General features: G+C 49.1%; 19 protein-coding genes. 4 read left to right on the top strand and 15 right to left on the bottom strand.

All coding sequences use genetic code 11. The features are described from left to right. Positions 1-32: 32 nt before the first annotated feature. The 3 genes from V7728_RS04895 (at position 33) to V7728_RS04885 (ending at position 3,955) form a co-directional block, all read left to right on the top strand. Positions 33-1,118 (top strand): CdaR family transcriptional regulator, encoded by a 1,086-nt coding sequence (locus V7728_RS04895; RefSeq protein ID WP_309193380.1) that lies wholly within the window; start codon positions 33-35, stop codon positions 1,116-1,118. A gap of 99 nt (positions 1,119-1,217) precedes the next feature. Then, entirely contained in the window at positions 1,218-2,630 is a 1,413-nt protein-coding gene (gene glcD, locus V7728_RS04890) for a glycolate oxidase subunit GlcD (RefSeq protein ID WP_015417962.1), read from the top strand. Then, positions 2,627-3,955, top strand: a complete 1,329-nt coding sequence (locus tag V7728_RS04885; protein WP_072589440.1) for a (Fe-S)-binding protein — start codon at positions 2,627-2,629, stop codon at positions 3,953-3,955. Before glcD ends, V7728_RS04885 begins: the two co-directional genes overlap by 4 nt. A 69-nt stretch (positions 3,956-4,024) precedes the next feature. Here the strand turns inward: V7728_RS04885 and cstA are convergent, their stop codons facing one another. From cstA to V7728_RS04825, 12 genes are all read right to left on the bottom strand, one after another. Further along, positions 4,025-5,821 carry a carbon starvation protein CstA gene (cstA, locus tag V7728_RS04880; RefSeq protein WP_099567000.1) on the bottom strand — a complete coding sequence of 599 codons (1,797 nt, stop codon included), beginning with the start codon at positions 5,819-5,821 and terminating at the stop codon, positions 4,025-4,027. Between the two features lie 110 nt (positions 5,822-5,931). Then, complete coding sequence (arfA, locus tag V7728_RS04875; RefSeq protein ID WP_012118142.1) at positions 5,932-7,431, bottom strand: arabinosylfuranosidase ArfA; 1,500 nt, start codon at positions 7,429-7,431, stop codon at positions 5,932-5,934. 18 nt (positions 7,432-7,449) lie between these two features. Then, entirely contained in the window at positions 7,450-8,277 is an 828-nt protein-coding gene (locus V7728_RS04870) for a carbohydrate ABC transporter permease (RefSeq protein WP_032871724.1), read from the bottom strand. Positions 8,278-8,295: 18 nt separating this feature from the next. Further along, on the bottom strand, positions 8,296-9,237 hold the full coding sequence (locus V7728_RS04865) for a carbohydrate ABC transporter permease (protein ID WP_007408105.1): 942 nt from the start codon (positions 9,235-9,237) through the stop codon (positions 8,296-8,298). Between the two features lie 41 nt (positions 9,238-9,278). Beyond that, on the bottom strand, positions 9,279-10,574 hold the full coding sequence (locus V7728_RS04860; protein WP_012118143.1) for an ABC transporter substrate-binding protein: 1,296 nt from the start codon (positions 10,572-10,574) through the stop codon (positions 9,279-9,281). Between the two features lie 31 nt (positions 10,575-10,605). Continuing rightward, entirely contained in the window at positions 10,606-11,790 is a 1,185-nt protein-coding gene (locus V7728_RS04855) for a sn-glycerol-1-phosphate dehydrogenase (RefSeq protein WP_076425078.1), read from the bottom strand. After that, positions 11,787-12,593 (bottom strand): HAD-IIA family hydrolase, encoded by an 807-nt coding sequence (locus V7728_RS04850; RefSeq protein WP_373467137.1) that lies wholly within the window; start codon positions 12,591-12,593, stop codon positions 11,787-11,789. Before V7728_RS04850 ends, V7728_RS04855 begins: the two co-directional genes overlap by 4 nt. Continuing rightward, positions 12,571-13,260 carry an L-ribulose-5-phosphate 4-epimerase gene (araD, locus tag V7728_RS04845; protein ID WP_003152509.1) on the bottom strand — a complete coding sequence of 230 codons (690 nt, stop codon included), beginning with the start codon at positions 13,258-13,260 and terminating at the stop codon, positions 12,571-12,573. Before araD ends, V7728_RS04850 begins: the two co-directional genes overlap by 23 nt. After that, positions 13,253-14,938: a ribulokinase gene (araB, locus tag V7728_RS04840; protein WP_076425080.1), complete on the bottom strand. Its 1,686-nt coding sequence runs from the start codon at positions 14,936-14,938 to the stop codon at positions 13,253-13,255. The genes araD and araB overlap by 8 nt, the downstream gene beginning before the upstream one ends. A 1-nt stretch (position 14,939) precedes the next feature. Beyond that, positions 14,940-16,433 carry an L-arabinose isomerase gene (gene araA / locus V7728_RS04835; RefSeq protein ID WP_041482503.1) on the bottom strand — a complete coding sequence of 498 codons (1,494 nt, stop codon included), beginning with the start codon at positions 16,431-16,433 and terminating at the stop codon, positions 14,940-14,942. 182 nt (positions 16,434-16,615) lie between these two features. After that, positions 16,616-17,581 (bottom strand): glycoside hydrolase family 43 protein, encoded by a 966-nt coding sequence (locus tag V7728_RS04830; protein ID WP_012118149.1) that lies wholly within the window; start codon positions 17,579-17,581, stop codon positions 16,616-16,618. A 142-nt stretch (positions 17,582-17,723) separates the two neighbouring features. Further along, on the bottom strand, positions 17,724-18,809 hold the full coding sequence (locus V7728_RS04825; protein ID WP_007408096.1) for a M42 family metallopeptidase: 1,086 nt from the start codon (positions 18,807-18,809) through the stop codon (positions 17,724-17,726). Between the two features lie 183 nt (positions 18,810-18,992). On the opposite strand from V7728_RS04825, the gene V7728_RS04820 reads away from it, so the two are divergent. Continuing rightward, on the top strand, positions 18,993-19,385 hold the full coding sequence (locus tag V7728_RS04820; protein WP_007408095.1) for a hypothetical protein: 393 nt from the start codon (positions 18,993-18,995) through the stop codon (positions 19,383-19,385). Between the two features lie 13 nt (positions 19,386-19,398). On the opposite strand, the gene V7728_RS04815 is transcribed toward V7728_RS04820, so the two are convergent. From V7728_RS04815 to rpmI, 3 genes are read right to left on the bottom strand one after another with little or no spacing between them, the layout of a single operon-like run. After that, positions 19,399-19,665 carry a DUF1294 domain-containing protein gene (locus V7728_RS04815; protein ID WP_032866549.1) on the bottom strand — a complete coding sequence of 89 codons (267 nt, stop codon included), beginning with the start codon at positions 19,663-19,665 and terminating at the stop codon, positions 19,399-19,401. 57 nt (positions 19,666-19,722) lie between these two features. Further along, positions 19,723-20,082 (bottom strand): 50S ribosomal protein L20, encoded by a 360-nt coding sequence (rplT, locus tag V7728_RS04810; RefSeq protein ID WP_007613019.1) that lies wholly within the window; start codon positions 20,080-20,082, stop codon positions 19,723-19,725. A 31-nt stretch (positions 20,083-20,113) separates the two neighbouring features. Beyond that, positions 20,114-20,314: a 50S ribosomal protein L35 gene (gene rpmI / locus V7728_RS04805; protein ID WP_003152493.1), complete on the bottom strand. Its 201-nt coding sequence runs from the start codon at positions 20,312-20,314 to the stop codon at positions 20,114-20,116. Positions 20,315-20,318 lie beyond the last annotated feature (4 nt).

The following is a 20,318-nucleotide window of genomic DNA, read 5'->3' as shown; positions in this document are numbered from 1 at the left end:
TTTTTTGTATAATAATGGCGAGGGGGATCGCCATGCAGTTACAGCCGGAACTGGCAAAGAAATTGATTGCCGAAGTCAAACATATGTACAGCCGCGAAGTGATTATTGCCGATACAAAAGGCATGATCATCGCGGGCACCAACGAGGCGCGCGCCGGATGGTTTCATGAAGGCGCACTGATCTGCGCGCGCGAAAAACGGAATGTCATCATTACGAAAGAAGATGAAAAACGGCTCGAGGGCGTAAAAGCAGGACTGAACCTCCCCGTTTTTTCAGGTCATGAAGTGATCGGAGTATTCGGCCTGACAGGAGACCCTGACGATATCCTGCCTTTCGGAGAATTGCTCAGAAAAATGACGGAGCTGTTTATTAAAGAAACGCGCCATATGGAAGAAGCGCAGTGGCGTGCGAGAATGCTTGAATCCTTTATGGTTGATTGGCTGCAGCTGAAAGAATGGTCTCCGGGCTTTTTAGAAAAAGCAAAGCTCATCGGCACAGACCTTCACGCATACCGCCGGATCATACTCATTCAAGGACGTTATGAGCAATATAAAGCGGAGGAGCTCGGGCGGCTCTGGCAGTACGAATGCCCTGAAGACCTGTTTGTCCGCTGGGGAAATGAACGAATTCTCATTAATCATGAAGCAAATTCGGCTTCCAAAACACAGCTCATTAAAAAGATCGGAGCCGTTTTTGGGCAGCATGTCACCGCCGGCATCGGACGGATCGTTCCGGGAGAGCGCCTCACGGAATCATACGAACAGGCAGATAAAGCACTTTCAGCCGGAATCGGTGACAAGCAGGCCGTCTTTGAAGAAGATTTAAAACTGGATATGTGTCTTACCGATATCACACCCCGCACGAAGTCGGAATTTTCACGGCGGGTTCTCGAGCATGTACTCGGCCGGGAAGAACTTCTGGATACGCTGCGCGCCTTTTTCGACCGGCAATTATCGTTAAAGCGCACCGCCGACGACATGCATATTCATATCAACACATTGCGCTACCGTCTTTCCAAACTGGAATCACTGACAAATATGAAGCTGGACCGCCCTGAAGACATAACGGCTTTTTATTTGGCGCTGCGCTTTTTAGATCAACATACAAAAAGCACGTAATCATATCATCATTTTTCATATGTTTCTCCATAGTGTGCGGAATCGTTTTTCTTTACAATTAAATGAAAACGCTTTTCTTATCAGGGAGGTTGGGAGAACATGATTTCACGAGAGGCAAAAGAAGCGTTCATCCGGACGGTCGGGAAGGAGAATTATGATGATTCGGCGGCGGGCCGTCTTGTGTATTCTTATGATGCGGCTCCTCAGCTGCAAGCCATGCCGGATGCGGTCATCGCCCCCCGCAGCGCGGATGACGTGTCCCGTATATTAACGATTTGCAGCAGGCATGACATTCCGATCGTGCCGAGGGGTTCAGGCACAAACCTATGCGGCGGCACATGTCCGTCTGAAGGCGGGCTTGTGCTTTTATTCAAACATATGAACCGCATTCTAGAAATCGATGAAGAAAATTTGACGGCAACCGTCCAGCCGGGCGTGATTACGCAAGATATGATCCGTGCGGTTGAACAAAAAGGTTTATTTTATCCGCCTGATCCGAGCAGCATGAAAATATCGACAATCGGCGGGAATATTAATGAAAATTCCGGCGGGCTGCGCGGTTTGAAGTACGGCGTCACCCGGGATTATGTCCTCGGCCTTGAAGCCGTATTGGCTTCAGGCGATATCATCCGCACAGGAGGAAAGCTGACAAAGGATGTCGCCGGTTATGATCTGACCCGGCTTTTCGTCGGATCAGAAGGGACGCTCGGCGTTGTGACGGAAGCGACTTTAAAGCTGGTTCCGAAGCCGGAAACGAAAAAAACGCTGCTTGCACTCTATGAACATATTGAAGCGGCTGCGGAATCGGTTTCTGCCATCATCGCTGAAAAAATCATTCCGGCGACACTCGAATTTCTGGATCAGCCGACACTGCAGGTCATTGAAGATTACGCCAAGATCGGGCTTCCGACCGACGCAAAAGCGGTGCTGCTGATCGAACAGGACGGTGACATCGACACGGTCAGACGAGATATGGAAAAAATCGAAGCGATTTGTAAAAACGGAGCCGCCGTATCCGTCCAAACGGCTGAAACCGAGGAAGAGGCATTCGCGCTTACAGAGGCCAGACGGTCCGCATTATCAGCCCTTGCCCGGCTGAAACCGACAACGATTCTGGAAGATGCGACCGTGCCGAGATCACAAATTGCGAGCATGGTCAAAGCCATTAACGAGATTGCAGAAACATACGGCCTGTCCATCTGCACATTCGGCCATGCCGGAGACGGCAACCTCCATCCGACGTGCACCACCGATATCCGAAATACAGAGGAAATGGAACGTGTCGAAAAAGCTTTTGCCGCCATTTTTGAAAAAGCGATTGAGCTGGGCGGGACGATAACGGGTGAACACGGGGTCGGCATCGTAAAAGCGCCGTATTTAGAAATGAAACTGAAAACAGAAGGCATCACCGCCATGAAAGCGATCAAACAAGCGCTTGATCCCCAAAATCTGCTGAATCCGGGAAAAATATTCGCCAATTCATCAAGGAAACGCGTGGTGGTGATGAAATGACAACGGCTAAAGAGCAGCAACAAATTCAAACAGAATTCAAAACCCGCATGGATGAAGGTGAATTGCTGAACTGTATGCGCTGCGGCTTCTGCCTTCCTTCCTGTCCGACCTATATTGAATCGGGATTTCAAGAATCCCATTCGCCGCGCGGCCGGATCGCCCTGATGAAAGCCGTCACTGACGGACTGATCGAGCCGGATGAAGATGTCGAGCGCTCACTTTCGCTGTGTCTCGGATGCCGGGCATGCGAGCCCGTTTGTCCGGCAGGGGTCAATTACGGACAGCTGCTTGAAGAAGCGAGGGATATCATTCATCAAAATAAAAAACATAAGCCGGGCGTGCGCCTCTTGCGGAAAGCCGCCTTCACCGGGCTTTTCCCTCATCAAAACCGCATGCAGACAGCCGTGAATCTTCTCGGAATATACCAAAGATCAGGACTGCAGACCGCCGTCAGAAAAACCGGTATGCTGCGCGTTTTGCCTGAACATCTGCGCACAATGGAACAAGTGCTCCCGCCCGCCCCGAAACGGAAAGACATGAAGGAAAGGCCGCGTTTTCTTCCTGCCGCGGGTCCCGTCCAAAAACGGGCCGCTTTTTTCTCGGGCTGCTTAATGGATACGATGTTTTTAGCGACAAATCATGCGACAACGGCGCTTTTACAGGCGACCGGGTGTGAAATCGCGGTTCCGGACGGCCAGGCGTGCTGCGGCGCGCTTCACGGGCACAGCGGAGAAAAAGAGATGGGAAAAGAACTGGCCAAGCGGAATATCGCGGCTTTTGAGGCGCTTGACGCTGATTATATCATTACAAACGCCGGCGGATGCGGCGCCTTTCTTCAGGAATATCCGCATTTACTGAAAGATGAACCTGGATGGGCGGAACGTGCCGAACAATTCGTCCGGAAGCTCAAAGACTTTTCATCCGTACTGGTTGATCTGAAGTTCCATCAAAAAAACCTGCGGGCGCAGTCTCCTCATATCGTCACATATCAGGACTCCTGCCATCTCCGCAATGTGATGCATACGTCAGAGGAACCGCGCACGCTTTTGAAAAGCATTAAAGGGGCTGAGTACAGAGAAATGGAAAAGGCCGACAGCTGCTGCGGGTCGGCGGGAATTTATAATATAACAGAGTCAGAGATGTCTATGAAAATATTAGACAGTAAGATGAAAGCCGCCGGAAAAACGGAGGCGGCCGTCATCGTGACAGCCAATCCCGGATGCCTTCTGCAAATGCAGCTCGGCATTTTACGCGAAGGATTAACAGGCCGTGTCCGCGCGGTTCATTTGGCGGATTACCTTTTGGAAGCGGCGGATTTGTCATAAGATGAAAGCAGAGAGACATATCGGCTCTCTGCTTTTTTATGATGCTGCAATGTTCGGACGGCCGCGGATTTATCCGGGTATTGAAGCTTCTAGTCTGGCACTCGGATCACGCCATACATTCGCCCATTTTTTCACAGCCGCAATGATAATCACAAGCCCGAGAATGAGCATGATAATGGATAAAACGCCATTCAGCACGTTGTATCCCGCCGCTTCGGGGTTCAAATACACATACCGCACCATCCAATAACCCGCATAGTTGACGGTCACGTACAAATAAGCGAGAGGAATCAGGCATGTCAGCATATAGCGCCGCTTATCCGCTATTTTTAATACGACGGTCGCACCGATAATTAAGCCGACAGACGCCATAAGCTGATTGGATACGCCGAACAGCGCCCAAATGGAGCTGATGTCGCCCGAATACAGAAGATAGCCCCACAGCAGGCAGGCGAGCGCGCTTGAGAAAATCGAGCCCGGCAGCCAGTCTGTTTTTTTCAGCGGCTTATAGACCTCTCCGAAAAACTCTTGAATCAAGTACCGGGCGACACGGGTTCCCGCATCAATCGCCGTTAAAATAAACACCGCTTCAAACATAATGACGAATTGAAAAAAGTATGAAGCCAAATGACTGAAAAACGGAATCTCCGTAAAGATATACGTCATTCCGACGGCAAGCGTAACAGCGCCGCCCGTTCTTCCTTCCAGACTGAGCCCGATTTCTTTACTCAATTCAGGCAGATGGACGACATTCATCCCGAGGGTGCGGAATATTTCAGGCGTGCTGTTAATAGCAAAATAGTCGGCGGGCTCAAGAGCGGCAGCTGCAATGAGCGCCATAATTCCGACGAGACATTCCACAAGCATCGCTCCGAAAGCAACCGGCTTTATATCACTCCATTTATCCAGCATTTTCGGTGTTGTGCCGGAACCGACAAATGCATGAAAACCCGAAATGGCGCCGCAGGCAATCGTTATTGAAATAAACGGCCAGACAGGACCCGCGATCACCGGCCCTTCGCCGTGAATAAACTCCGTTACGGCCGGAAATTTAATGGCGGGATTGACGAAAAAGACGCCTGCGATCAAAGCGGCAAAAACCCCGATTTTCATAAAACTGCTTAAATAGTCACGCGGAGCCAGCAAAAGCCAAACCGGAAGCGCCGCGGCGAAAAACGCATAGACAGGAAGCGCCACTGCAAGCGTTTTCGCATCCAGTGTCAGCATGTCCCCGAGAGCCGTTGTCTGCAGCCGCGGCCCGATGACAACACCGGCCATTAACAAAAGAAACCCGACAGTTGATGCGAGTTTGAGATTGCCCGTTTTTTTATAGTAGAGGCCGACCCCCATCGCGATCGGAATCGTAATGCCCACCGCAAACGTTCCCCACGGGTTTTTCTCAAGCGCGTGCAGCACAACCATGGACAGCCCCGCCATCGTGATCGTAATGATAAACAGCATCGAGAGACCCGTGCAAAAACCCGCCACCGGGCCGAGCTCTTCTTTGGCGACTTCAGAAAGCGTTTTCCCGTTTTTCCGCATTGATGCAAACAATACGACAATATCGTGCACGGCTCCTCCGATCACCGCCCCGATTAACAGCCATAAAAGCCCGGGCAGATAGCCGAACTGAGCTGCCAGAATCGGTCCGACAAGCGGGCCGGCAGCGGCGATTGCCGCGAAGTGGTGGCCGAATGACACCCACTTATTCGTCGGCACATAATCTTTCCCATCCTCAAGCACATGGGCCGGAGTCGGTGTCTGATCATTGATTTTTAATACTTTGACCATCATAAAGGTACCGTAAAGCCGATAGGCGATCGCCAGAATACATATAGACGCTATGACGATTGTAATCGCATTCATTTAATCCCAGCCCCTTTTCTCTTTTTCTAAATATTATCACAATTATCAGATAACGGGAGATGATTTTTGCGTAAAAAAAAGCCGGCGGCGCAGCCCGGCTTTTCGGAACATTATTTGCCTGATAAACGGATGACATTCCAGGACAGCGGAGTAAAATGAGCCGTTATCCCTTCAGCATTTGCCGAAGACGTTCCGTTTGAGTGAGGCGTGACTTCTTTTCTGTTTTTTTGATTGGTCGCTTTCATATCCTGATGCTCCAGCACGATATGCTCAATGATGCGGTAATCTTCAAACCCCCTCAGTTTGATCTCCGTTTCCATCAGTTCCTTGCTTTTGTTGACGGCAAAAATGGTAAGTGCTTCATCCTCTTCATGGTAAACGGCCGCGGCATCAACATACGGCACATCCGTAAAATCCGCTGAGTCGTATTTCGGGGAGGTGACCAGCAGCTTCATTGAAGTCCCTCTCCCGTAGACAGAGGCGTGCATGTAAGGGTAAAAGATCGGCTGCCTCCATGCTTCTCCGCCCTTTTCGGTCATGATAGGCGCAATCACGTTGACAAGCTGGGCGAGACAGGCGATCTTAAGTCTGTCCGCATGCTGCAGCATCGTAATCAGCAGTGAACCGATCAACAGTGCATCTTCAAAATTGTAGATGTCTTCGAGAATCGGCCGGGCCGTAATCCATGGCTCCACTTTTTTATCCGCTTCATTTGAGTGATACCACACATTCCATTCATCTAAAGAAAGGTGAATCGTTTTTTTGCTGCGTTTTTTCGCTTTCATATAATCACATACGGCTGTGACGGATTTAATAAAATGGTCTAAATCCATCGACTTCGCCAAATAGTTTTCAAGATCATTTTCATGGTTGCCGTAATACGTATGCAGTGAGATGTAATCCACATGCTCGTACGTATGCTCAAGCACCTCGGCCTCCCACTCGATGAAGGACGGCATGCCGCTGTTTGAGCTTCCGCAAGCCACCAATTCGATCGTCGGGTCCGTCCATTTCATCACCTTTGCCGTTTCAGCGGCGAGCCGTCCGTATTCATGCGCCGTTTTATGACCGATCTGCCAAGGGCCGTCCATCTCATTTCCTAAGCACCATGTTTTGATGCCGTAAGGTTTTTCATATCCGTGCGATTTTCGTAAGTCGCTCCAGTATGACCCTTCAGGATGGTTGCAGTATTCGACGAGGTTCCGGGCGGCATCGATCCCTCTCGTCCCGAGATTGACCGCCATATTCACTTCGGCGTTCACTTTTTTCGCCCACGTTAAAAATTCATTCGTCCCTACTTCGTTCGTTTCTGTCGTCTGCCATGCCAAATCAAGCCTCCGCGGGCGGTCCTTCACCGGCCCGACGCCGTCTTCCCAATTGTAGCCCGAGAGAAAATTCCCTCCCGGATAGCGGATGAACGGCACTTGCAATTCCTTGATTAACTCCTGCACGTCTGTTCTGAAGCCGTCCTTGTCGGCTTTCGGGTGTCCGGGCTCATAAATGCCTTCATACACCGCCCGGCCCATATGTTCTATAAATGATCCGTACATCCGTTTGTCCACTTCACCGATGATATATTCTTTATCTGCTGTAATCCCCGCTTTTTTCATTATATTTCCTCCCTCTCTCTATCCCTTCACTCCGCCTACTGTGAGTCCGGAAATGAAGTATTTTTGGAAAAACAAGAATATGATGATCACCGGCAGTATCGCAAAAACGGACCCGGAAATCAGCATGTCATAGTTGTTGCCGTACGGACTCAGCAGCCCTGAAAGTCCGATTGGAAGCGTAAACATTTCTTTCGACCGAAGCACGATCAGCGGCCATAAAAAGTTATTCCAGCTGTTTAAAGATTGAAGAATGATCATTGCCCCGAATGCCGGTTTCATGAGCGGCGCCATAATTCTGAAAAAAATGCCGAATTCGGTGCAGCCGTCCATTCTCGCTGAATCAAGCAGATCCTTCGGAAGTCCGAGCGCATATTGCCGGAAAAAGAACACGGCGACAGGCGACACAATAAACGGCAGAATCACCCCAGTATAAGAATCGATCAAATGAAGACCCACCGTCAATTTGAACAACGGGAGCATCATCACTTCAAGAGGCACCATCATAATGATCAGCACAAGAACGAAAATAATATTTCTGCCTTTAAATTCGTAGACACCGAGTCCGTAGCCGATCAAAGAGGAAAAAAACAGCGTGAGAACCGTGGTGAGAACGCCGAGCAGCAGGCTGTTAAAAAACCATTTGAAATAAATGCTCCCCCCGTTGAACAAATAGGTGTAGTTATCAAGGCTCATCACATCCGGATCAAGGCGCAGATTCAGCCCGATACGCATCAGCTCAGATGACGGCTTTAAAGAACCGAGCAATAGACAGATCATCGGAAAGATATACAACAGGCTCAGCATGATAAAAAACAAGGTAAACGCAACTCTGTACACGGAAGACATGTGATTGTTACGCAACGCTTATCCCTCCCCTTTAAACGAACCGGACAGTTTCAGTGAAACAAGACTGACTAGTAAGATGACAAGCAAAAGGACAATTCCGATTGCGGCCCCGTACCCCATTTCGTTGTATGCAAGCCCCTGCTGATATAAATAACCGACAAGCGTGAGGCCGATATTGCCCGGGGAATTATTCTGCCAAAGCACATAGCTTTCCTCAAACATTCTGAAACCGCCGATAATACTGATCGTTAACACATAAACGGACACCGGCTTTAAAAATGGAAGGGTAATATGCCGGAACTTTTTCCACGTACTCGCCCCGTCAATTTCAGCCGCTTCATACAATTCTTTCGGCACGTTTTGCAATCCCGCCAGAAAGTAAAGAATGTTAATCCCCATCCACCTCCATGACGCAAGCAGCACCATTAAAAACATGCCGGTACCTTTGTTGTTGAGCCAGTTTTGGGGTGATGCGCCAAGCTTCATCATAAGCTCGTTTGCAAGCGACGTATTCATTTCTCCGAACATCAGACGGAAAATAATCCCCGCTACGATCGTCGATGTTAAAGCCGGTACAAACAGAGCCGATTTAAACACATTTCTGAACCTGACGAGCTTCGAATTCAGAATCACCGCCAAAAGAAGCGGCACCGGAATCAGCACGATCAGCGTCCAGAAGGTATATTCCAATGTGTTAAATAATGCCGTATAAAAGGTTGGATTAAGAAGAGCGGTATAATTGGAAAACCCGACAAATGTAATTTCTCCCGGCAGTATCCGTTGAAAGCTCATGATAAACACGCTGATAATCGGATACAAAAAGAAAACGAGAAACGAAATGATAAATGGCGCCGTAAAAAGATAAGGCGCCGCTTTTTTTGAATACAGCACATTGCGCCGGCGCGGCTTCTTCCGGACTGCAGAAACGGTTTGCGCTGTCTCTGTCTTTACAGGTCTCATAAAAGCTCCCCCGCTTTCACTGTTAAATAGGGCGGCTTCTCCTATTTCTCTAATTGCTCTGCCGCCTCGTCCAAGGCTTCCTTAGGTGTTTTTTCCTGCGTCTTCAGCGCATCGAACAGCACTTGTCTGACAACGAGATCAGCCGCTTTAGAGAAGTCTTCATGCAGATAAATCGGATTGATCTCATCTTTTATTTCAAGGAGCGAGGAAAAAATTGACGTACCGTTCCGGAAGAAATCCGTGTACTTGTTTTTCTCCTTCAATTCTTTTGAATCCCACACGTCCCAGCGGAGCGGGTCAAAGCCGAGCACCGTCCAAAGCTTTATATTCCCTTCCTTCGAACCTTTCGCAAAACCGAGAAATTCTTTCGCGAGCTTCAGATGTTCAGCCTGCTTCGGCACGACGGTGGCTGTTCCGCCTAAACCCGCTGATCTGTCACCGCCTTCTTTCCAGGCCGGCATAGGGTAAATCGCCATTTTTCCTTTTAAATCAGGCATATAATCGATAAACCGTCCCATGTACCAAATGGGCATCAGCACTGAGGCTGCCCCGCCTTGATTCATAAAACCGTAGTATTCTTCGCTGTGATGGCCGCCGCCGGGAGCCGGCAGAAGGGTTTTATCATTTACCATGTCCTTTACATAATTCAGTGTGTCTGTATTCGTCTTGCTGTTCAGAATCAATTTTCCGTTTTTGCTGTAGTAGCCTGACCCTTGCTGCGAAATCATGGATAGGAATGTGGCGGAGTCGTTTGTTTCAACCGTTCCCATCGGTTTCCCAGCGGCTTCACGCACTTTTTTCCCTGCCCGCCGGTAATCTTCCCATGTCTTAATGGAGGCGGGATCAACGCCCGCTTTTTTCATGATATCCATGTTGTAAAACATGACGGTCGTCCCCACATGTGTATCAAGGCCGTACAATTTTCCGTTTTTGCTGTATAAGGCCAGACGCGCTTCCACAAACTTATCGCGGTCTTTTTCAATCAGCGGCGTCAGATCGGCAAGCGGGATATCCTTCCCCTTCAGAAAGTTCGAGAACCGGCTTAATTCCACGTCGGCTATATCGGGAAGCCCCTCACCCGCGATCAGCGAAACCGATAAATTATCATGCATTTGTCCATAAGGATAAACAACGGTATTCAGCTTGATTTTGCGATCCGGATATTTCTGATTCCATTCTTTGACCATTTCCTGATAAAACTGTTCGTGCAGACCGTTAAACGTCCAAAACGTCAGCTCCGTTTCTCCCGGCCGGCCGGCAGTCCGTTCTTGTGAACAGCCGGCGGTAAACAAGAAGAGCATCATCAGCACCAAACATACAGCGGTCGTTTTTTTCATGTCATTACCCCTTCCACTTTAGGCCGTGCGGCTATTGATGCAAATGATGTGCAAAGAGCGCTGCATTTTCATTTATGATGGTTAAACCGGTATAACGGTCTCTCAGTGTGTGCGCATGCTTAAGCGCATCGCTGACAAGGTCCTGTTTTACACCGATCTCATCGAAACAGGCGGGACCTCCCGCAGATGCGAGCCACCCGGCAATTGTCTTGCCGTCAGGAAGCCCTTCATATGCAGATTGAATCGCCTCGCGAAAGTGCGGCGGCAGTTCAGCAAGCTTTTCGTGACAAGCCAGTTCTTTGTAAGTATCACTCAGCACCGCGCACGCACAACCGACCTTCGCACCGTGGAGAATCGGAGGCTGTTTTGCCTTCAGCATTTCCATCTCAATCCAATGCGAGATGTGATGTTCTCCTCCTGAGGCGGGGCGGGAGTGGTCAAGCGCAAGCATGACAAGACCCGAAACGATCAGCGCTTCCATCAGTATCTGAATGCCGGCCTCCGTTCCCATGGCAATGGCAGCGCGGTGATCAATGCACTGCCAAAGCGCGTCTTTCACAAGCTTCGCCCCGGCTTCTGAGTACGGCTCACCCGCAAGCCTGCGGGAAATCTCCCAATCTGCCAGCGATGTTATTTTTCCGAGCATGTCTCCGAAGCCCGCGGCTGTCATTGAACGGGGCGCTTCTTTTAATACATTCGTATCCGCAAATAAGGCAATTGGCGCTTTCGTTTGAATCGTCGTTTTGATACCGTTTAATATGAGCGGCGCTCCCGCCGACGTAAAACCGTCGACTGACGGAGCGGTGGGGAATGAGATAAACGGCAATCCGCGCTGGCAGGCGGCAAACCGCGTAATGTCGTGAATCGTTCCTGAACCGGCCGCAATGATGACATCCGTCTCTTCCGCGAGATTGATCAGCGTATAGACCAATGTCCTCTCATCAGCCGCGGCGGCCCCGGCTTCATGCTCCGGAATGATGACTTTTGACGCTTTGATCCCGCCTGCCCTCAATTCGTCCGCAAGCAGACGCCCCGCCGCCTCGTACGTGTTCCGGTCACAGACGATGACCGGATGATTCCAGCATTTTTTTTGCAGAAATCTGAGAAGCTCTTCTTTTGCATTCGCCCCGATCACGATATCTTCTATTTGAATCGGTGAGCGGCTGGCCCCTTCCTTGTCAAACTCGGATTGAATGTCCTCAGGAGAACGTTTCATAAAAGGATTCCCTCCTTCGCTAATTCTGTCAGGTCTTTAATAGAATCAAGGACGATGTCAGGTTCATATAGACGGGGCTCCCCAAGTTTGGCCGACCCCGTCAGAACCAATACGCTTTTCATCCCGTACAGGCTGCCCATTGCAATATCAGATTCGAGGCTGTCTCCGATAATGGCGCATTCCTCAGGGGGAAGTCCGAGCGCTTCACATGCCGCCTCAGCCATCAGCCAAGACGGTTTGCCGATGACAAGCTCCGTTTTTGCTCCGGCGGATGCTTCAATGGCCCCGATCATTCCCGCGACATCCATGGCATGGCCGCCTTCATTCGGAAAGGAGCGGTCCCGGTTCGTGGCGATGATGCGCGCGCTGGAGGAAGCCGCCTTAAAAGCGAGATTCAAATCCTCATAGGTGACGGTTTCATGCAGGGAGATGACAAGCCAGTCTGCCGCCTGCGGGTTTTGCGCCAGGGCGACACCCGCTAAAGCGAGTTCATCAGTCAGCCCTTTCTCTCCTAACACCCACACCTTTGACAAAGGATAATGCTTCTTTAAAAATGATGCCGTCACACTGGAGGACAGCACGATGCTCCGTTCATCCGTGCGGATACCGGCACCCAGCAGTTTCTTTCGGCACATTGCTCTTGATAGATTGCCGCGGTTGCTTAAAAAGACAACGGCTTTGCCCAGTGACTGAAGGGTATGAACGGCTTCTTTTGCGCCGTCAATCAGCTCCCGCCCCCTGAATACGGTTCCGTCTAAATCAATCAGAAACCCGGCTGCGTCAAGTTTGGCCATAATAAGCATTCGCCCCGTGTTTTCTGTAAAAATGCTTATCATGCAGCACTCTGTCGATCGGACTGAGCTGTTTGTTCAGCATAAGCGAATGGTAGGCCATTTCCGCTACCGTTTCGAGCACAACGGCGTTATGCAGGGCATTCAGCGCGTCCGTTCCCCAGCAGAACGGGCCGTGGCTGTGGACGAGGACACCCGGATTTTGTTCATACGGTTCGTTTTGAAAAGTTTCGGCTATGACTTTGCCTGTATGATATTCGTAATCTTTCACAATTTCTTCTTCATACATTTCCCTCGTGCAGGGTATAGCGCTTTCAAAGTAATCCGCGTGAGTCGTTCCGAGAGCGGGTATGTCTCTTCCGGACTGCGCCCAGCTCGTCGCCCAGCGGGAGTGCGTATGAACGATTCCGCCGATAGCCGGAAACGCTTTATACAGATAAAGATGGGTCGGCGTGTCAGAAGACGGTTTCAGCGAGCCTTCGAGAATGTCTCCGTCCTCATTCAGGACGACCAGTTTGTCAGCGGTCAGCTCACTGTAATCGACACCGCTCGGTTTAATGACGATTCTCCCGCTCTCTCTGTCAATGCCGCTGACATTCCCCCATGTAAACGTGACAAGGTTATGTTCCTCAAGCTTCAGATTGGCGGCGAGCACTTCTTCTTTTAACGCTTCAAGCATGGCGGCTCCCCCCTTTCGCAAAATCACGGTTTTTAATGGCTTTCAGGCGTTTCATGACATTGTTTTCTTTGCCGAAGTAGTGAACGAGCTCTTTATATTCCGCATATAAGCTGTCATAAATCTCAGCTCTTTCCCGGTTCGGGGCATAAAAGCCGTCTTTTAATTTCCCCATATGCGCACATGCTTCAGCAATATTGGAGAATCCCCCGTTTTCCCGTCCCGCGGCGAGCGCTCCGAAAATCGCGGAGCCCAGTGCAGGCGCCTGCGGAGAACCGGATAATTTAATATCCATATTTGTGACGTCTGCATAAATCTGCATGACAAACGGATTTTTTTCGGCGATTCCTCCGGCTGCGTAAAGCTCCTCGACCGGAACGCCGTTTTCCCGAAACGTTTCGATAATCATCCTCGTTCCGAACGCCGTCGCTTCAATCAATGCCCTGTAGATTTCTTCCGGCTTCGTGTGCAGCGTCATGCCGAGCATCATGCCCGTCAAATCGGCGTCCACCAAGGTTGACCGGTTTCCGTTCCACCAGTCAAGCGCGAGAAGGCCGCTTTCCCCCGGAACAAGTACAGCTGCTTTTTTGCTGAGCAGCTCGTGAATGTCTATGTGTTTATCCTCAGCTTCCTTCTCATAGTCTCTCGGAACGCACGTTTTGACGAACCATTCAAAGTGGTCGCCGACACAGGACTGTCCCGCTTCATATCCCGCATATCCGGGCAAGATGCCGTTATTGACGACCCCGCACATACCGGGGACGATATGTTCTTCTTCGCCGAGCAGCACATGGCAGGTAGACGTTCCCATAATCATCAGCATTTTCCCCGGCTCTGTAATACCGACCGCGGGCACTGACACGTGGGCGTCGACATTGGCGACGGCAACGGCCGTCCCCGGCAGAAGCCCGGTCAGCTCCGCCATTTTTTCGGTCAAACCTCCTGCCTTTTCCCCGACTGAATAAATGGTGCCGCTTAATTTATCTTTTGTAATCGTTTTCATTAACGGGTTGAGCTTTTCAAAAAAATGATCCGGCGGATACCCCGTCTCCTCATTCCAGATTGCTTTGTAGCCGGCCGTGCAGTTGCTTCGCTTCAATGAACCGCACAATTGATAGACGATCCAGTCTGCCGCTTCCACAATCCGATCTGCCGCCTTGTATATATGCGGCGCTTCTTCCGCGATTTGCATGATTTTCGGGATCATCCATTCAGAAGAAATTTTACCGCCGTATCTTTTAAGGAATGTTTCTTTTGTGTCTTCGGCAATCGTGTTCAAACGGTCTGCATGTTTTTGAGCCGCATGATGCTTCCACAGCTTCACATAACTGTGGGGCTCCCGTTCAAATTCCGGCAGCATACAAAGCGGCTGCCCCGCGACGTCTATCGGCAAAATCGTGCAGGCGGTAAAATCAATTCCTATGCCGATCACGTCTTTTGGATCAGCGCCCGCCTCTTGAAGCAGGTTCGGAATCGCCGTTTCCAGAACTTCGATATAATCGGCAGGATGCTGAAGCGCCCAGTCCCGAGGGAGTTTTTCACCCGTCTTCGGCAGCGTGCGGTCGATGACGGCATGAGTGTATTCTTTTACCGCAGACGCGATCTCTTCGCCCGTGCGGACATTGACAAGCACCGCCCGGCCGGACAATGTGCCGAAATCAACACCAATCGTATACGCCATATCAATTCCCTCCCAACCGGTATAATACGTCATTCCATTTCAGCTCTTTTTTCAGCTCATGTATTTCGGTATTGCGGGAAATAAAGATGCTTTCAATGCCTGCCATCTCAGCCCAGTCAAGCATCTGTTCAGCCGTAAGCCGGAAAGACATACAAGTATGATGGGCGCCTCCCGCCAAAATCCATGCTTCCGCAGCTGTTTTCAGCGATGGCTCCGGCTTCCATAGCACCCGCGCCACAGGGAGATTCGGCATATCATGATCAATTTCCCTACCTTCTGCTTCATTCAGAATGAGACGGAATCGCCCGCCGATATCAATGATGCTGGCGATGATGGCTGAACCGCCGATTCCGTTAAAGACCAACCGGGCCGGATCTTCCTTCCCTCCGATTGAGAGAGGATGGACTTCGATTTTCGGCTGATCAAGGGCGATCGTCGGACATACTTCAAGCATATGTGATCCGAGAATCATCGCACGCCCCGGTTCAAAATGGTACGTATAATCTTCCATGAAGGAGGTTTGTTCTCCGTCCGCCATTATTTTCATCATTCGCACAAGGGCAGCCGTTTTCCAATCGCCTTCGCCGGCAAATCCGTACCCTTTTTCCATGAGACGCTGAACGGCAAGTCCCGGAAGCTGCTTCATTCCGTGCAAAACTTCAAAGGAGGTCGAAAACGCTGTATATCCGCCCCGTTCGAGAAAGGCCGTTAATCCGAGTTCAATTTTCGCCTGTTCTTTAATGGAAGCAACTTTTGCTTCATCTTGTTTTGTTTCGCCGCTGATGACATACAATTTGTCGTATTCCTCATAAAGCGCCTCAATTTCTGCGTCGGTGACGTTGTTCATCACCTCGGTAAGATCGCCGATTCCGTACCCGTCAACCTGCCAGCCGAATTGGATGTGGGCGCCGACTTTGTCTCCGTCAGTAACCGCTACATTCCGCATATTGTCGCCGAACCGGGCTACTTTAATATTCCTGCTTTCATTCCAGGCGGCAGCAGTGTTCATCCATTGCGAAATGTCATGTTTGACTTCCTCATCATCCCAATAGCCTGCGATGACTTTTCTCGTCTGCCCCATTCTTGACTGGATATACCCGTATTCCCGGTCTCCGTGAGCGGATTGGTTGCTGTTCATAAAGTCCATATCAATCGTTTCCCACGGGATGTCGCGATGATATTGGGTATGCAGATGAAGCATCGGCTTTTGAAAAGCGGAAAGACCTTCAATCCACATTTTCGCAGGGGAAAATGTATGCATCCACGTCACGACCCCGGCACAGTTTTCTTGATACTGCGCTTCCCGCAAAACCTCTCTGATCGTTTCAGATGACGTGACAACCGGTTTATGCCTGATCTTGTATCTTGATGACACCCCGCTGAGGCCGTCACATATCCCCTTTGCGTGTTTATCGACAAGCTGCAGCGTTTCCTCTCCGTATAAGTGCTGGCTTCCCGTTACAAACCAAAATTCATATTCTTTGTTCTGAAGCACATTCATTTCCCCTTCCCATCAAAATAAAGCGCTTGCATTTTTAAAAATATACGTACGAATATAAAATATAAAACTTTTATCCTTTTATTTGTACGAACAATTTTATTATAGTTAAGGAGGAATCAAACTGTCAATCTTTTATTGCAAGTAAAAAAGCCGGACACACATGCCCGGCTGATCAATTAATAGGAAGGCCAGCCTGAACTCCAATCAATATCATTGATGAGCATCTTCGGAATTCCGCTGTTTTCGGCATCATACGCATGACGCACTAAAATATTCCCGTTCACAATGTCTTGGCCGCCCGGGCCTTTCCAGCGGTCATTGCCGGAGTCAAGAATCGTTCCTCCGCCTTCTGACATGCTTTTCCCGCTTTTATCGAGATATGGGCCGGTGATGCTTTTGGATCTTCCATAAGCGATTTTGTACGTACTATTCACGCCTGAACAGCATTTATCAAACGACACCATTAAGTAATAGTAGCCGTTCTGATAGGTGATGGCCGGCGCTTCCAAAGCTCCGCCGTTATTCGGTCTGGCAGCGATGGAATAAAGTGATCCCGTCGGTTTCATTGTATTTTTATCAAGCTTTGTCAGCTTAATGCCGCTCCAAAAAGAACCGAAGGCAAGCCAAGGGTTTCCGTCTTTATCAATTGTCAGCTCCGGATCAATTGCATTGTAGTTATCGGCGCTTGTTGAACGGATGACGAGCCCTTCGTCCTTCCAGTTTCCCGAACTGAGGCTTGTAGATGATGCAAGACCGATCGCGGAGGTATTTTTGCCGAATGAAGAAACGGCATAATACAGCCAATACTTTCCGTTAAAATATTGAACATCGGGGGCCCATTGATTCAGCCCGTAATTCGGCACATAATTGCCCCACCATGACAGCGGGGAAGTAAAGATTGATTTCTGAACGGTCCATACGCCGCCGCTGCCCGCCTTTAAGACGCGAAGCCCCCTCTCCCCTTCCAAACCGGTTCCGAAAGCGTACCACGTGTTTCCTTCCTTCGCCATTGTCGGATCGTGCAGCAATTCATTTGATGCCCCCCAAAACGCGGCAGATGCCGGAGATGAAGACATCAGCAGCAGACCGGCTGTAACGGCTGCGCATGAAAAGCGGATCATGCGTCTGAATCTGTTTTTCATTTGTAAACCCTCCCTTTTTTAAAGCGCTTTCAAAAACATGTTGTCAGATTTTTCTATGTCTTCTCTTATTGTAGACGCAGGGTTCATATTTGTACAGACAAAAAAAAAGAATCTGCTTAAAAAAGCAGATTCTTCCGTATCTTTATTGATAAGTAATACGGTCAACCGTTTCCCGGTCTAATTTTTTAATCACTTCTGTGATCAATTTTACCGTATTCTCATAATCATCCCGATGCAAAATAGCGGCATGAGTGTGAATGTAGCGCGTCGCGATCGTAATGGACAGCGCCGGCACTCCGTTTGCGGTTAAATGAATGGAACCTGAATCCGTGCCCCCTCCGGCAATGGAATCGAATTGATAAGGAATTCCCGCTTCTTCCGCCGTGTTCACGACAAGGTCGCGCAGCCCTTTGTGAGATACCATTGACGCGTCATACAGAATAATTTGCGGCCCTTCGCCGATTTTGCTTTGTGCCTCTTTTTCAGAAATTCCCGGTGTATCTCCGGCAATTCCGACATCCACACCGAACGCGATATCAGGCTGAATCGTATGTGCCGCTGTTTTCGCCCCGCGAAGCCCGACTTCTTCCTGAACCGTTCCGACCCCGTATACTTCATTCGGATGATCGCTGTTTTTCAGATTTTTTAATACATCGATGGCAATCGCGCAGCCGATACGGTTGTCCCATGCTTTTGCCAATAAATGCTTTTCATTGTTCATCACTGTAAATTCAAAATACGGCACAATCTGGTCACCCGGAAGAACGCCCCATTCCATTGCTTCTTCACGGCTGGACGCCCCGATATCGATGAACATCTCTTTAATATCGGCGGCTTTTTTTCTGGCGTCAGGAGGCAGAATGTGAGGCGGTTTCGAACCGATGATCCCCGTGATGTCCCCTTTTTTTGTCACGACGGTAACGCGCTGGGCCAGCATGACCTGAGACCACCAGCCGCCGACGGTTTGAAAGCGGAGAAAGCCTTTATCAGTGATTTGCGTCACCATAAAACCGACTTCGTCTAAATGCCCTGAGATCATGATTTTCGGACCGTTTTCTTTGCCGGTTTTTTTGGCGATTAAGCTTCCCAGCCGGTCTGTTGTGACATCATCAGCAAATGGTTCTATGTATGATTTCATCACTTGTCTTACTTCTCTCTCATTTCCCGGTATCCCTTTTGCATCCGTTAACGCTTTCAGCATGGTGAGCGTTTCATCTAATTTTGTCATCAATAAACCTCCTTTTTTTCACTACCCTTCTTATTATACAAAACCAATGCTGAAGCATACGATTAATTCGCCTGAAAAACGGGTAAATGTTTTTATCTATTTCTTTTAAAAAAATGAAACCTTTTGTTTTGTTTTTCGTATTACATCAGATCATGACAAAGGTGAGGAGGTGCCTTCACACATATGGCCATTACAGTATTGAGGATTGTCTTGCTTGCACTTCTTATTTATTTTATTTACATGGGCGTCAAATTCTACGCAAACCCGAAAAGAAGGCTCAGACTGGCGCAATCAAAAGAGAATTTTTATTTTATTGACGAACAGAAAAACACGCGAAAAAATCTCCAGCTTACTTATAAAGGAGTGCTCTTTGAAGGAGAAAAGCATATCCCTTCCAAAGATCATCCGCTGTTTATTCATACGATATTTGTATGGACCGAAAATCCGGAAAAGCTGAACCGCTTTTCTGCAGGTGATTTTGAAGAAGTCGAAAAAAAGGTATTGGAGCGGTACCCGAATTGCAAGATTGATTGGGACCAGCCCATCAAAAAAGCGAAAAAAGCAGGCGAGCGATAAGCTCTCCTGCTTTTTATTCTTTATACACCAAATACATCAGCACAAGGGCGGCTTCAGTGAGAAAAAGCAGCGGCACCCCGTATAAAAAGGATTTGTGTTTCGTCTTATGCCTGAAGGTGCGCATGCCGATCCATACGCCGAGTGAGCCGAACATGGCGGCTGTGAGCCATATCCGTTTCTCTGATATTCTCCACCTGTGCGCCTTTGCTCTTCTTTTATCAGCGCCCATGATCCAAAAGCCGTATCCGTTTATCAACACGGCGTAAATGAGGAGAGCCATTGATTGTCACCCTTTACGTAAAAAAACCGCTCCCGGAAAGAGAGCGGCTTTTTCAACTTACTTGTCTAACTGAGCTTTAGCAGCATCAGCAAGCTGATTGAAAGCAGTAAGATCGTTTACAGCAAGATCAGCAAGCATTTTGCGGTTTACTTCGATGCCTGAAAGCTTAAGACCGTGCATTAAACGGCTGTAAGAAAGACCGTTCATACGTGCAGCAGCGTTGATACGAGTGATCCAAAGCTTACGGAAATCACGTTTTTTCTGACGGCGGTCACGGAATGCATAGTTTCCTGATTTCATGACCTGCTGGTTTGCTACTTTGTATAATCTATGTTTTGAACCGAAATAACCTTTTGCTAATTTAAGAACCTTTTTACGACGCTGACGCGACACAGTTCCGCCTTTTACTCTTGGCATTATATTTCCCTCCTAATTGTTCCTTGTCCGATTACTTGATGTTGGCAAGCTGTTGTTTGATGCGTTTGAAGTCTCCTGCGCTCACAATAGCACCCTTGCGAAGCTTACGCTTTTGCTTTTGGGATTTGTTGGCGAATAAGTGACTTGTATATGCATGAGAACGTTTTAACTTCCCAGAACCTGTCTTTTTAAAACGTTTAGCAGATCCGCGGTGAGTTTTCATTTTTGGCATGGGA

This window comes from Bacillus sp. JHAA (assembly GCF_036961585.1).
GTDB lineage: Bacteria > Bacillota > Bacilli > Bacillales > Bacillaceae > Bacillus > Bacillus velezensis.
This window is presented reverse-complemented; position numbering and strand designations above follow the sequence as displayed.

Excerpts from the sequence above, each read along its gene's own strand:
- V7728_RS04895 (WP_309193380.1), top strand. The coding sequence starts at position 33 with ATGCAGTTACAGCCGGAACTGGCAAAGAAATTGATTGCCGAAGTCAAA.
- glcD (WP_015417962.1), top strand. The coding sequence starts at position 1,218 with ATGATTTCACGAGAGGCAAAAGAAGCGTTCATCCGGACGGTCGGGAAG.
- V7728_RS04885 (WP_072589440.1), top strand. The coding sequence starts at position 2,627 with ATGACAACGGCTAAAGAGCAGCAACAAATTCAAACAGAATTCAAAACC.
- cstA (WP_099567000.1), bottom strand. The coding sequence starts at position 5,821 with ATGAATGCGATTACAATCGTCATAGCGTCTATATGTATTCTGGCGATC.
- arfA (WP_012118142.1), bottom strand. The coding sequence starts at position 7,431 with ATGAAAAAAGCGGGGATTACAGCAGATAAAGAATATATCATCGGTGAA.
- V7728_RS04870 (WP_032871724.1), bottom strand. The coding sequence starts at position 8,277 with ATGTCTTCCGTGTACAGAGTTGCGTTTACCTTGTTTTTTATCATGCTG.
- V7728_RS04865 (WP_007408105.1), bottom strand. The coding sequence starts at position 9,237 with ATGAGACCTGTAAAGACAGAGACAGCGCAAACCGTTTCTGCAGTCCGG.
- V7728_RS04860 (WP_012118143.1), bottom strand. The coding sequence starts at position 10,574 with ATGAAAAAAACGACCGCTGTATGTTTGGTGCTGATGATGCTCTTCTTG.
- V7728_RS04855 (WP_076425078.1), bottom strand. The coding sequence starts at position 11,790 with ATGAAACGTTCTCCTGAGGACATTCAATCCGAGTTTGACAAGGAAGGG.
- V7728_RS04850 (WP_373467137.1), bottom strand. The coding sequence starts at position 12,593 with ATGCTTATTATGGCCAAACTTGACGCAGCCGGGTTTCTGATTGATTTA.
- araD (WP_003152509.1), bottom strand. The coding sequence starts at position 13,260 with ATGCTTGAAGCGTTAAAAGAAGAAGTGCTCGCCGCCAATCTGAAGCTT.
- araB (WP_076425080.1), bottom strand. The coding sequence starts at position 14,938 with ATGGCGTATACGATTGGTGTTGATTTCGGCACATTGTCCGGCCGGGCG.
- V7728_RS04830 (WP_012118149.1), bottom strand. The coding sequence starts at position 17,581 with ATGAAAAACAGATTCAGACGCATGATCCGCTTTTCATGCGCAGCCGTT.
- V7728_RS04825 (WP_007408096.1), bottom strand. The coding sequence starts at position 18,809 with ATGACAAAATTAGATGAAACGCTCACCATGCTGAAAGCGTTAACGGAT.
- V7728_RS04820 (WP_007408095.1), top strand. The coding sequence starts at position 18,993 with ATGGCCATTACAGTATTGAGGATTGTCTTGCTTGCACTTCTTATTTAT.
- V7728_RS04815 (WP_032866549.1), bottom strand. The coding sequence starts at position 19,665 with ATGGCTCTCCTCATTTACGCCGTGTTGATAAACGGATACGGCTTTTGG.
- rplT (WP_007613019.1), bottom strand. The coding sequence starts at position 20,082 with ATGCCAAGAGTAAAAGGCGGAACTGTGTCGCGTCAGCGTCGTAAAAAG.
- rpmI (WP_003152493.1), bottom strand. The coding sequence starts at position 20,314 with ATGCCAAAAATGAAAACTCACCGCGGATCTGCTAAACGTTTTAAAAAG.